The 12,782-nt window shown below is 28.1% G+C and carries 11 protein-coding genes and 1 riboswitch; of the genes, 10 read left to right on the plus strand and 1 reads right to left on the minus strand.

Annotated features, from left to right (window positions below; translation table 11 throughout):
• Position 1: 1 nt before the first annotated feature.
• The 9 genes from WJW32_RS04180 to WJW32_RS04220 all read left to right on the plus strand — a co-directional run bounded on the left by WJW32_RS04180 (position 2) and on the right by WJW32_RS04220 (position 11,167).
• Entirely contained in the window at positions 2-1,663 is a 1,662-nt protein-coding gene (locus WJW32_RS04180; protein ID WP_340255438.1) for a hypothetical protein, read from the plus strand.
• A gap of 27 nt (positions 1,664-1,690) precedes the next feature.
• Complete coding sequence (locus WJW32_RS04185) at positions 1,691-3,169, plus strand: S-layer homology domain-containing protein (protein WP_340255441.1); 1,479 nt, start codon at positions 1,691-1,693, stop codon at positions 3,167-3,169.
• A gap of 335 nt (positions 3,170-3,504) precedes the next feature.
• Positions 3,505-5,490, plus strand: a complete 1,986-nt coding sequence (locus WJW32_RS04190; RefSeq protein WP_340255444.1) for a bifunctional metallophosphatase/5'-nucleotidase — start codon at positions 3,505-3,507, stop codon at positions 5,488-5,490.
• 154 nt (positions 5,491-5,644) lie between these two features.
• A complete protein-coding gene (locus tag WJW32_RS04195; protein ID WP_340255447.1) occupies positions 5,645-7,558 on the plus strand; it encodes a [Fe-Fe] hydrogenase large subunit C-terminal domain-containing protein in 1,914 nt (637 codons plus the stop codon).
• Positions 7,559-7,666: 108 nt separating this feature from the next.
• On the plus strand, positions 7,667-7,954 hold the full coding sequence (locus WJW32_RS04200; RefSeq protein ID WP_340255471.1) for an HI0074 family nucleotidyltransferase substrate-binding subunit: 288 nt from the start codon (positions 7,667-7,669) through the stop codon (positions 7,952-7,954).
• 64 nt (positions 7,955-8,018) lie between these two features.
• Positions 8,019-8,930, plus strand: coding sequence for a hypothetical protein (locus WJW32_RS04205; RefSeq protein WP_340255450.1), 912 nt, complete (start codon positions 8,019-8,021; stop codon positions 8,928-8,930).
• A gap of 52 nt (positions 8,931-8,982) precedes the next feature.
• Positions 8,983-9,282 carry a hypothetical protein gene (locus WJW32_RS04210; RefSeq protein ID WP_340255453.1) on the plus strand — a complete coding sequence of 100 codons (300 nt, stop codon included), beginning with the start codon at positions 8,983-8,985 and terminating at the stop codon, positions 9,280-9,282.
• A gap of 550 nt (positions 9,283-9,832) precedes the next feature.
• Positions 9,833-10,024 (plus strand): hypothetical protein, encoded by a 192-nt coding sequence (locus WJW32_RS04215; protein ID WP_340255456.1) that lies wholly within the window; start codon positions 9,833-9,835, stop codon positions 10,022-10,024.
• A gap of 297 nt (positions 10,025-10,321) precedes the next feature.
• On the plus strand, positions 10,322-11,167 hold the full coding sequence (locus tag WJW32_RS04220; RefSeq protein ID WP_340255459.1) for an SH3 domain-containing protein: 846 nt from the start codon (positions 10,322-10,324) through the stop codon (positions 11,165-11,167).
• A gap of 75 nt (positions 11,168-11,242) precedes the next feature.
• On the opposite strand, the gene WJW32_RS04225 is transcribed toward WJW32_RS04220, so the two are convergent.
• Positions 11,243-11,779, minus strand: coding sequence for a sigma-70 family RNA polymerase sigma factor (locus WJW32_RS04225; RefSeq protein ID WP_340255462.1), 537 nt, complete (start codon positions 11,777-11,779; stop codon positions 11,243-11,245).
• 156 nt (positions 11,780-11,935) lie between these two features.
• Positions 11,936-12,047: riboswitch (TPP riboswitch) on the plus strand.
• Positions 12,048-12,103: 56 nt separating this feature from the next.
• Here WJW32_RS04225 and thiT point away from each other — a divergent pair.
• On the plus strand, positions 12,104-12,628 hold the full coding sequence (gene thiT / locus WJW32_RS04230; protein ID WP_340255465.1) for an energy-coupled thiamine transporter ThiT: 525 nt from the start codon (positions 12,104-12,106) through the stop codon (positions 12,626-12,628).
• Positions 12,629-12,782: the final 154 nt, after the last annotated feature.

The raw sequence follows: 12,782 nt of genomic DNA on the forward strand, positions 1-12,782 counted from the left end.
TATGAGAAAAATAATGGCTTTATTAATAGTATTAGTACTTTGTTTTTCATCATTTGCATATGCAGATATGAATTCTCCTTATAGAGATGGATATATAGAAGGATACATTAAAGACAAGGTAGGAGATGTAATTCAAATTGAAGAGTACGATGGTACCCTTCATACTCTACCTTTTACAAATGAAGCAATTTATATAATCGATGATAGAGACGCAAAGCTTGTTGATTTTAAATCAGGTATGGAAATTTATGCAACACTTCAGGGGAAAAAAATAAATTATATAGAAAGTTACTCAACTCAAAATCCAGGATACATAAAAGAAGGAAGTAAAATAAGAGTTGGAACGGTAAAGAAGATAGATAGAGATCAACTTACATTAAAATTTTCTACAGGGGATGAAAAAACCTTTTTTACATCTCCTGCAACTGTTACTATAAAAAAAGAAAAGAATGTAGATTTAAATGCTCTTTATGTAGGAGATAGAGTAAAGCTTCATTTTGATGAAGCAAACTCTGATATAATAAGTAGAATATATATTGAAGGTGACTCTATACTTATTAAAAATATGTATAAAGGTAAAATAGCAGTACCTAATAATCTTGAAGATAATATTACTTTAGAAAATGTTCAGTATTTTAAAAATGGAAAGTGGGAAAATAAGGAAGGTTTGAAAACTATTCCTTACAATAATGAAGTTCCAATTTATATTGGAGGACAAGTAGTTCCTTATAAGAATTTAAAATACTATAAAGGGAAGACTGCTTATATGGTAGTTAAGGGTTTTTTTGGAGATGATAAAATTGAAAAAATTGAAAAGCTAGTTATAAAGAATCAATATGAAGCAACTTTTTCAGATAAAATAGAAGACATAAATTTTTACAGTGAAAATTTCGAACTTAAAAATAAAAGAAATATAGGATTTAATGATGGAACAATTATTATAAAAAATGGAAGACTTGTTGACAAATATTCTTTAAATCCTAAATCGGATGCTTATATAATTGCAGATGGAAGAAATAATTCTTTAATGGCAGATCTTATATATGTATACAACGAAGATATTAATAATTCAAATACAGGTCAAAATCATGTATATTCAGGCCAACTTGATGAAATAGATACATATTCTATTAAATTAGATGATTTTTATGTGTTAGATAAAAATGAATGGGAGTCTTTTAATGATAAAAAAGATCTATACTACGATGAAGACACTTATATATATGACTTAGAAAATAAAAAAGTAATTAAACCACAAGAACTTGCAGCACAAGATTATGCTGTAGATGAAGATTCAGATTATGCAAAGAAAAAGAATCTTAGAGACTGGTATGGATATATTTATACTGATGGAGATAGAATAAGTGCTATATATGTACAAAAAAATATGGACTCACTACTTAGACAAAGAACTACTAATGGATTAGTTGAATCGGTTGAAAATGATTCGAAACTTGGATGGACTTTAAAAGTACAAGATGCTAAAGATTGGAGCGATAGAAAAGAACAGTGGATGAGCAAAAATACGTCTATAAATATTAGTATAGATAAAGCGTTGTTAATTAAAAATGGAAAAACAATAAAATCAGAAGATATAAAAGTAGGAGACAGATTATATATAGTAAGAGATGATATATATGGAAAAGTAATTATAGTTAAATAAATTAACTATAACTGGAGGGGAGAAAAAATGAAAAGGATTTTGACATTAATGCTTATAGTCAGCTTCATTGTGGGACCAAGTGTAATATGGGCTACTCCCCCTGAATTTTCAGGAGGAGTAAATAATGAATATGAATATGAAGAAGTTGTATTTATAACAGGAGAGCCTGTTAAGTTAAAAGGAGAAGTTAAAGTATCAGAAAGAGAAAAAGAAGGAGAAAAAACTGTAAGTTATAGTTTTAAACTTGAAAATAAAGATTTAAATGCTAAACTTGATAGAAAAATAGGTTTTGAAACAATGCTAGATAAAAGAGATGATAAAGGACAAACTATAGGTCAAACTTCTATTTCAAAGTATAGCGAAAAGTTGCAAATAGGAAAAGATAAATATGAACTTGAAGATTTTCAATTTTCTAAGTCGGATGTAATAGACAATAGACCAGCTTCGGATTTTTATAGTGGGAATATAAAAGGAAGAAAATATTATAAAATCAATAAAGATCAAGGAGAAGTTGTAGTAGATATTACAGGAGCAGATGTTGGATATAAAAACTTTTGGGGAAATAGTGAAACTCAAATTTTAGATTATATAATAAAGTCTAAGAAAAAAGAATCAGACGATTCAAAGGATGAAGTTAATTCATGGGAAGGAACAGTTAGAGCTTCTGTTTCAGATAGTACTACAAAGACACTTAAATATTCAGAGAATGAAGCTAACTTTTCAAGTTTTAATGGAGGACATATGAGAATTACAAATGAAGAAATGGTATCTTCATATGAATATAATCTTCCTAAGATAAAGGATGGAAAAGTTGAAAAAGATAAAAGGGAAAAAGGAGCAGAACATCTTTCGAAGAAAATGGTTCCTAAAATTGAAAGACTTATTGTTCCTAAGTTTAGAGATTTAGGAGGACATTGGGCTCAAGATTACATAGAGAAATTATATTCTCTTGATGTGTTTGATGAAAATGGAGAGTTTTTCTCTCCAGATATACCTATGAATAGAATGGAATTTACAAAGGCTATAATAAAGTCTTGTGATATAAGAACTTATATAGAAGCGCCTAAGAAGAGATCTAGAAAGGCGCCTCCTGAAGAAAGTATATTTAAGGATTTAGATACTGAAGACGATGATTATAAATATGTAAAGAGCGGATATGATAAAGGAATAATACATGGTGAGAATAATATGTTCAAGCCAGATAACAAATTGACAAGAGCTCAAGCAATTACTATACTTGTAAGAGCTTTAGGATTTGAAAATAAAGCTCCAGCTCCAGGATATTATACTAATTTCTCAGATGATAGACAAATTCCATATTGGTCAAAAGATAGTATATACATGGCAAGAGAAATGGGACTTGTTCAAGGAGATAAAGCTAATAAAGTAAATCCTAATAAGGTTATGTCAAGAGCTGAAGCATCTGCTATGATTGTTAGATTTTTGGAGTTTCTTGAGAGGGATTTACAAAGAGATTATAGAGAAAATATAATATATTTCAATTAGATACTACTTTTAAAGTCGTGTTTAAGCCAAAATGAAGCTTATTAAAATACCGCTAATGTGTTAAATGTTTTTTTAGAACTAAGCATTACATCTTATTGAATATCCTGAAAGTTCTTCAAATGATGTAATTCAAGTTCTATACAAAAACATTTAAATCATTAGATAACATTTTAATAAGCTTCATTTTTTTTAGTGTACTCCATAGTTCTTAAATACACGATTAGTGTATGCATAGATAGTTCAAAAAAATAACATAAAATCTAAATTATATACAATTTTTAGTCAATATGTTATTATACTGTATGAAATATAAATTTTAACAGGGAGGATTTGCAATGAATAAAAGAACTTTTAAAAAGTTAACAAGTTTGATTTTAAGTTTTGTATTTATAGCTACTATGACGCCTTTTTATGGAGTATCTAATGCTAATGAGAATGAAAACGTTAGCATAACTATATTAGGTACTTCTGATGTTCATGGTAGATTTATGCCTTGGGATTATGCTTCTGATACAGAGAATAAGTCTGGAAGTTTAACTCAAATATATAGTTCTGTTCAGGAATTGAAAAAAGAAAATCCTAACACTATATTAGTTGATTGTGGAGATGCTATTCAGGATAACTTTGTAGAAACATTTAATAGCTATGATGAGAATCCTATGGTTATAGGTATGAATGAGATGGGTTATGATACTTGGACAATGGGAAATCATGAGTTTAATTTTGGAACTGAAATTTTAGATAAAACAACATCTAAGTTCAACGGGACTGCTCTTGCAGGAAATGTTTATAAGGAAGATGGTTCAAGATATTTACCAGGGTATAAGATAATCGAAAAAGATGGAATAAAAGTGGGTATTATAGGTATGACTACTCCTATGATAGTTGAGTTTGAAGATGATAGTGATCATTTAAAAGGTTTAGTTGTTAAGCAGCCTATAGATGAAACTAAAAAGATAATAGATGAGCTTAAAGGAAAAGTTGATGTTTTGGTTGGAGTTATGCATATGGGAGAAGATAACGAAAATAATATATCAGGAACAGGTGTTACTGATATAGCTAATGCTTGTCCAGAACTAGATGTTATAATAGCAGGTCATATGCATAAGAATGTAAGTAGTAATACTGTAAATGGAGTTTTAATTACAGAGCCATATAAGTATGGTATGGATATATCTAAGGTTGATTTAACTTTTGAAAAATCTAATGATGGAGTTAAATTAGTAGACAAAAAAGCTGAAACTGTAGATATTAAGAATTATCCTTCTAATAAGGATTTGGAGAAAAAATTCGAATATTTCCATGATATACTTAGAAAAAATGCTAATGAGGTTATAGGTCAGTTAAAAGGAATGAATATGGTTGAGAAGGATGAGATAAAAGGTATCCCAACTGTACAAGTTGAGCCTACACCACTTGTGAATTTCTTTCATGAGGTTGAGCTTTATTATAGTAAGGCTGATGCTGTAGCAATAAGTATAGATAATGATAAGGCTAAGCTTGATATGGGAGATATTAAGAAAAAGGATATAGCTTATAATTATCAGTATACTGGTGGAGAAGTGACTATATATGAAGTTACAGGTAAGGATTTAAAGGATTATATGGAATGGTCAGCAGATTATTTTAATACTTTAAAAGACGGTGACGTTACAGTTAGTTTTAACCCAAAGAGAAGAGCTTCAAAGTATAGTACTAATGATATATTTGGTGGAATTACATATAAGATAGATTTAACTAAGGAAAAGGGAAATAGAATAGTAGATTTGAAATTAGGAAATGGAACTAAGATAGAAAGTGATACTAAATTAAAGTTAGGTATGAACTCTTATAGAATGGCTAGCTTAATAAGAGAAGGCGGACCGTTACAAGGAAGAAGCTTCCCTATTCTTTGGGATTCAAAAACTGCTTTTGGAGAAAAAGAAGGAACTATAAGAAATCTTGCTATAAAGTATATCAAGGAAGTTAAAAATGGTGTTATAGAGCCTAAATTAAATAATAATTGGGAAATAATAGGTTTAGATAAGAATTCTAAAGAAAGAGAAGTTGTTAAAAGATTTGTTAATGAAGGAATGATAGGGGTTCCTAAAACAGAAGATAAAAAATATACTAACGCAGTTTCTATCAATGTAAAAGATAAGATTAATCTTAGTGATGAAGGTTATATATCTAAAATAAAAGAGCAAAAAGAAATATATGAAAATGCAAAGACTGAAGATGAGAAAAAAGTAGCTCATATAGAAGCTGAACTTATAAGAGCACTTAATAATGATGATTATACTTCAAGTATAGATGGAGCTTTAGATAAAAGATATAAATAAGCCTGTCCATTCCGAGATTGAAGAGAGCATATAAAAAGATAGCCATGTTTATTTTTAATAAAATGGCTATTTTTTTATATTAAATTAGTGAGGGATAAGTGTATAATATATATATATATCTTTACAAATAACCTTAAATAGAAAGGAAGATTATATGTTCAATAAAACCCCCATTAAAACTTTAGAAGAAAAATGTACAGGCTGTAACAAATGTATAAGAGAATGTCCTATATTTGGAGCTAATATTTCACTTTTAGATAATAACGGAAATAATAAAGTAATAATAAATGATGAAATATGTATAAGCTGCGGCAGATGTATAAATGTTTGTGAACATAATGCTAGATATTTTTATGATGATACAGAAAGGTTTTTTGAAGACTTAAAAAATAAAAAAACAATAAGTATAATAGCTGCTCCATCTATAATAATTAGCTTTCCTGAATATAAAAAGTTATTTGGTTATTTAAAATCATTAGGTGCGAATGTTGTTTATGATGTATCCTTTGGTGCTGATATTACTACTTGGGCTTATTTAAAGTATATAAAGGAAAATAACATTAAATCTGTAATTTCACAACCATGCCCTGTAATAGTTAGATATATAGAAAAGTTTAAACATGAACTTATAGAGAATCTTGCTCCTATACATAGTCCTATGATATGTACAGCTGTTTATTTGAAAAAATATAAAAAAATTAATGATAATATAGCTTTTCTTTCACCTTGTATAGCTAAGATTACAGAAATTAAAGATTCAAATACAGATAATCTTATACAATATAATGTTACTTATAATAAGATTGATGAATATTTAAAGAAAAATAATATAAATATTAGTAAATATGATGATGTTGAATTTGAGAATATAGAGTGTAGTTTAGGTTGTATATATAGTATGCCTGGTGGTTTAAAATCAAATGTAGAAGCTAGAAGAAAAGACTTATGGATAAGACAAATAGAAGGTCAATCTGAAATTCAGCCATATCTAGACTTTTATTGTGAGCGTGCTAAAAGTGGTAGTGAGATCCCTAATATTATAGATATTCTAAATTGTACACATGGATGTAATGTAGGAACTGCTGTTGTTCCTAATCTTAATTATTATGATATAGAACGTAAATTTTTAATTCTTAAAGAAGAAAAATCAAATGAAAAAATTAGAATGTTTAAGAAAAAGATAAAGGAATTAGATTCTTATTTTGATAAGAATTTAGATCTAAAAGACTTTATAAGAAAATATTCTCCTGAACATATTGAAACTATTAAAGAGCCTACTCAATATGAATATAATGAAATATTTAATGAGATGTTAAAGCATAATGATATGGACAGACAATTTAATTGTTCTGCCTGTGGATATAATACATGTAAAGAAATGGCAAAATCTATACATAATAAAATAAATATAAAAGAAAACTGCATGCATTATATTAAAGAGAAAATTGATATTGAAAATAAGCATCTAGAAGAACAGAATATTAAAATAGAAGAATCTATGGAACGAATATCTGCATTAGGTGAGGAAAGAGAAAAGCAGGCACAAAGTTTAAAAAACTATATGATAGATCTTAATAAATCTATAAATTATATATCTGCTGGTAATGAGGACAGCTCTAATGCTATTCAAAGCATTTGTGGAGAACTAGATGAGATAATAAATATATCTACTTCGTTGAAAAGTAGTGTAGATGAAATTAAAACAAGACTTATAAATTTTTCTAATGCATCTGAAGAAATTGTAAATATAGCTAATCAGACAAATCTTCTTTCTTTGAATGCTTCTATTGAAGCTGCTAGAGCAGGAGATAATGGGAAAGGATTTGCTGTGGTTGCAGATGAAGTGAAAAAATTAGCAGAACAATCTAAAATTGTAGCTGTTTCTACTAAAAAAGATGAAAGTGTAATTATAGAGTTAGTAGAGAAGATACTAGATATATCTAACAACTTAGTTTATCAAATGAATAATATGAATCAGTCTATAGAAACTATATCTGCTTCTATAGAAGAGACTACAGCTACAGGAGAAGAAATTGTTGATTTTTCTCAAAAACTTATTGATGGTTAAGAAACCTAAAGTGGCAGTTTTTTATTTTTAATCAATTCAAAATATATATTAGATAAAGTTTGTGAGAATTTATATTATTATCAGAACAAACTTTTTAGGAGTTGATGGATAAGGTTTGAGTTTACATTTGAGTTGACATGGAAGTTTCTAAAAGTATATCTAGAAGATCAAGGTATAAACAATATAAATTCACCAAAATCTGTGTTAAAAGCTGCCTATACCGAAAGGTTAATAAATGAGGAAATGGTATGGCTTAATATGTTAAGAAGTAGAAATTTAACTTCTCATATCTATAGTGAAAAAACAGGTATAGAAATAAGTGAAAGTATTCTAAATGATTATATACCGCAGTTAAAAAAATTAGTAGAGACTATGAAAGATGACTTTTTTGAATAAGCATGTCCATTTATGCATTCAGCCTCCATATATAAATATGAGATTTATATATGGAGGTTTTGTTATGAGAAATTTGCCACTTGTTCCTTATGATACTTTAAGAAATCTAATAAATGGAAGATTCACATCTAAGCAGATAGATTATTTTATTAACTTATGCAGAATATGTGATAGTAACGGGGTTATAAAAGAAAAGAGCATGAACTCTGTTATAAATAAGATAGATATCTATACATCTTCTAGAGCTACTGCTTACAGAGCTATGAATAGATTTATAGAGAATGATATTTTATTTATAAATGAAGAAGGAGATATAGAGATAAAAGGATATAGATCAGGTTTTAAGAAAGGTTCTAAGGGAATTATAGTGATTCCTATGTTTTGTTTTAGTATGGAATTTAAAAAGCTTAGTAAGTTAGAAAAAAGAATATCTCTTTATTTGATTGGCCAGATTAGAAAGCTAAATAAGATAAAGTATTTTACGGTTAATATAAATAAGATGGTTGATTTGTTTGGCATTTGTTTTTCTTATGTCCATAATACTCTTGATAGTATTAGTTCTTTTTTTGATTTTTCTTTTTTTCATAATCAAATGGTATGCAGGGCAAATTATAAAGAAGAATATCTTTTACATAAATTCATATTAGAAGATATGACTGATGATTTTAAAGAGAATCATGAGCATAGTGAAAAGGGAGAGTCTATAATAAATCTTATATATTCTAAGGATATAGATAGACTTCTTTTAGATAGAAAGGAATCTTTATATATAGAGGAGTTAAATAAATATGCTGTAAGTAAGAAAGAGGTTGATGTTGAGAATAATATAGATGTTATATTAAATAATCTTTATAGATATAGTTATAAAAAGATATCACATATACTAGACTTGCTTGCATCTAAGTTAAGACAGTTCTCTGATCCAATAATACATTTTAATGCTTATTTGAAAACTTTAATTGAAGAGAGTATATAACGTAAAAAAGTGTGTTAATAAGGATTGCAAGCTAAAGTTGGTTGTTATGATTGTGAGTGTTGCTCTGGGTATTGGTAGAAATGATAATATGAAATGGAATGAAATAAGAAAATCTTATCCTGATAAATTTGTGCTATTGGAATCTTTGAATTCTCATATAGAAAATAATAAAAAAATTATTGACGATGTTGCTTTAGTTAGAATTATAGATGATCCTAAAGAAGCTAGCAACTTATTAGTAAGATGCAAAGGTGATATGTTTATTTTTCACACAGCTAAGGAAGAACTTGATATGAAGATAGTGACGAATCCAGTATTTAGGGGAGTATATAAAAATGAAAATAGAGTATAAAAAAGGATTATTATAGACTAGTTTAGAGATAGTGTATAAGAGTAAATCAAAAGGTACCCATGTTATTTTCAAATAATATGGGTACCTTTTGATCTTTGCAAATAAAACAATAAACAAGATTTGTCTCAAAAATTTAGATATAAACAGGATATCAACATTATTGTGTATCATTATTTAGATTATCAACATAAGCTTGTCTTAATATTAGATTTATCAAATGTTTTTGTTTTAGTCTATAAGTTATACACAGTAGTTTGTACTGTTTTTATATTTTCATAGGTGTGTAAACTTTGGCATTGCTACGTTGTAAGTATGTGTATAGACTTTAGATTGTTATGCTTTTTGATTAATATATTTATGTTAGTTATATTTTTGAATGAATATATAAACATTATTATGATTGTAAGTGTTGCTTTAGGTATTGGAAATAAATGCTATTGTGGTAAAATATAAGAAGGGAGAATTAATACGATTTATTATGGGAACAATTCAGTATATATCTAAATAATATATATTGAATCAAAATATTATGCAGAAAGGAAAGGTATCTATGTCAATAAAGATAAATTTTATTGATGGAAATTCTTTGATAGTACCAAGAGAGGAACTAACGCAGCTACAGATACAACAAATCCTACAGTGGTTTGAATCGGAAGTATCTCCGATTATATCATTCACTGTAGGAGATGTAACTCATAACTTACCTAGACATGCTATATATAATATACTTTATGATGTTTAATAAAAATAAACATTATATCTTATTGGATATCCGTTAAGAAAGGTTGGTAATACAATGGACTTTTTTAATGGATATTTAATTTTTTGTAGTGCAATTTTTTATGTCTAAATGAAACGATATTCTTTTAAAAATTTACAATAAAAATCATATATTGTAAAAAAAAGAAAATTTAGGGAGGAATTTTAAAAAATGTGTAGAATAAATCACTTATGGAAGGAATTTATTGTGATTTTATAAGTTTAGTTGTATAAAAATAAAAGTCTAATCATTGTTGGACATAAAAGGGGGTTGCAATATATGCAAAAAAAGAAAAAAATTCTTATTTTAGCCATATCTCTTGCTTTTCTAGTTGTTGCAGGAACGCTTGGGGTTTATGGATGTAATACACTTAAAAGAACAAAAACATTACAACAGGCAAATTCTTTAGTTTCTATGGAAAAGTATAAAGATGGAATTACTATATATGAAGGGATGCTTAGTAAGAAATATGATAAGGCTATTGCAGATAAAAGAGACTTAGCAATAGAACTAATGGAATCTAAGGAAAATCATAAAAAGGCTATGGAACTCTTTGACGCAGGTGAATATCAGGAATCAATAAAATTCTTTTCTAGGATATCAAAAAATGATAAAAAAAGATATGGAGAAACTTCAAAGACATTAAGCAGCATCGAAGAAAATATATTTCAGGAAATTAGGGATGAATTTGAATTAGGGAATGAAAAAGATGCTATAGATAGATTGAATGATTATATAAAAGCAGTTCCAACCAGTACAGAAGCAAAAAATCTAAAAGACGAACTAAAGTTTTCAATAAAAGAAGCTAAGAAAAATGAAGAAATGCAAATAAAAGAAGCTGAAAAAATGGCTCAAGAAGAAAACAAGTTAAATGAGACTGAAGGTAAAGCATATGATGTAGATGGAACATATCAAACAATTATTGCTAAGAATGCAAATCTAAGGGTTGCTCCAAAGATTGGTGCAGATGTTATAACAACAATTCCAGAGGGAACAGAGTGCTATGTTATGGAAACAAAAGTTGAGAATGCTGAAAGATTTTGGTGTAAGGTTGAATGCTATGATGATATGGGAGAATATTATGTAGGTTGGGTTTCATATAATACTATGAATTATAAGTATTAATTAGTTACTAAATTTTATCAGTTAAGAAATATATATCTAGCCCAGATAGTAATTATGACTATCTGGGCTAGATTTTTATATTGAGTAGTTTAAAGTGTAGTATTTAACTAGCTTTTTAATTGCTTTAGATTTAACTTGTTTTACCCAGCTACATGATATGTCCATTTGTTTTGCTATTTCGGATAGGGTATGTCCTTGTATCAAATTCTTTTCTATAACCTTTACTTCTGTAGCATTTAAAACAGATAAAGCTTCTAGAGTTTCGATATTAGAGAAGTCTTCAACATAAACATCTTTACTTTGATTATCATCAAAGTCTACACTAACTTCTTTTGAATTAAGCTCATCTTTTTTTTGATCCCAGTAAAAGCAACTTATCATAAATTTCATATATCCTAAAAACTTTGTGTTCTTTGTAAAGTCAAAGTTATTTATAAGCTCTATTGATTTTATAACTCCATTTTGATATAGGTCTTCGCTTATATATCCGAAGTAATGCTTACACTTGGATATTAGAAGTGGCTTTAATATATCTAGTAGTTTTTCAAGTGAGTCTTTATCCCCTTTTTGAGACATTTTAACTAATTCGTTAATTTCTTCATATGTATTCAATGGTATCCCCCCTAAATTAACCAAACATATGTTCTGAAAATATTATACCGAACATTTGTTTACTGTGCAATAGTATATACAAAATAATATGAAAATTTTGGAAGAGTATGGACATACGTTTTCAAAAAATATATAATAGGGTGTAAAGACAATTAATAATAGGAAAAGGGGAGCTGGAAAAGTCTGGCTGAGAGGAAACCGTATAAATGTTTCGACCCTAATACCTGATCTGGATAATGCCAGCGTAGGAATTATATTGAATTAATCAATGCTACGCTATGTGCGTAGCATTTTTTTATTAATTGAAAAAAGGGGGAAATACAAATGAAAAAAATGACTACTAAAATGTTAGTAGAAGCAGGCGTTATGTTGGCACTTGCACAAATTCTTAGTTATATAAAAATATATGAGGGACCTTTTGGTGGGTCGGTTACTGCTGGAAGTATGATTCCTATAATACTTTATGCTATAAGATGGGGCGTATCGCCAGGACTTTTTGTATCTATAACGTATGGAATACTTCAATTTATATTAGGTCCAAAGTATAGTTTTCATATAATGTCTATACTACTTGATTATGTATTGGCGTTTGGAGTGTTGGGATTTGCAGGATTATTTAGAGATTCATTAAGAGGTGTAGTTCTTGGAACTTGTCTTGGAGTATTTTTGAGATTCACATCTCATGTGTTGTCTGGAGCTATAATTTGGGCTTCTTATGCACCGAAGGGAACGAATCCTTGGATTTATTCAATTACTTATAATGCATCATACTTATTGCCGGAGTTATTGATATCTATAGGTGTAGTGGGAGTGCTTTATAAGTCGTTCAAATCATTAGCGGTTGCTTAAACACATAAATTTTTCAACGGATTATTAAACGATAAAATCTAAGTTATATTAGTTACCTAGATTTCGTACAAACGAAATCTGGGTTATTTTTTTAGGGTCTGTGGGTTATTAAAAACTATCTATACAAATACCGCGAATACAACGATATTTTGAA

The organism is Tepidibacter sp. Z1-5 (assembly GCF_037844525.1).
Classification (GTDB): domain Bacteria; phylum Bacillota; class Clostridia; order Peptostreptococcales; family Peptostreptococcaceae; genus Tepidibacter_A.

Coding starts and splice junctions, on each gene's coding strand:
- WJW32_RS04215 (WP_340255456.1), top strand. CDS start 9,833: ATGTCAATAAAGATAAATTTTATTGATGGAAATTCTTTGATAGTACCA.
- WJW32_RS04185 (WP_340255441.1), top strand. CDS start 1,691: ATGAAAAGGATTTTGACATTAATGCTTATAGTCAGCTTCATTGTGGGA.
- WJW32_RS04220 (WP_340255459.1), top strand. CDS start 10,322: ATGCAAAAAAAGAAAAAAATTCTTATTTTAGCCATATCTCTTGCTTTT.
- WJW32_RS04190 (WP_340255444.1), top strand. CDS start 3,505: ATGAATAAAAGAACTTTTAAAAAGTTAACAAGTTTGATTTTAAGTTTT.
- WJW32_RS04205 (WP_340255450.1), top strand. CDS start 8,019: ATGAGAAATTTGCCACTTGTTCCTTATGATACTTTAAGAAATCTAATA.
- thiT (WP_340255465.1), top strand. CDS start 12,104: ATGAAAAAAATGACTACTAAAATGTTAGTAGAAGCAGGCGTTATGTTG.
- WJW32_RS04195 (WP_340255447.1), top strand. CDS start 5,645: ATGTTCAATAAAACCCCCATTAAAACTTTAGAAGAAAAATGTACAGGC.
- WJW32_RS04180 (WP_340255438.1), top strand. CDS start 2: ATGAGAAAAATAATGGCTTTATTAATAGTATTAGTACTTTGTTTTTCA.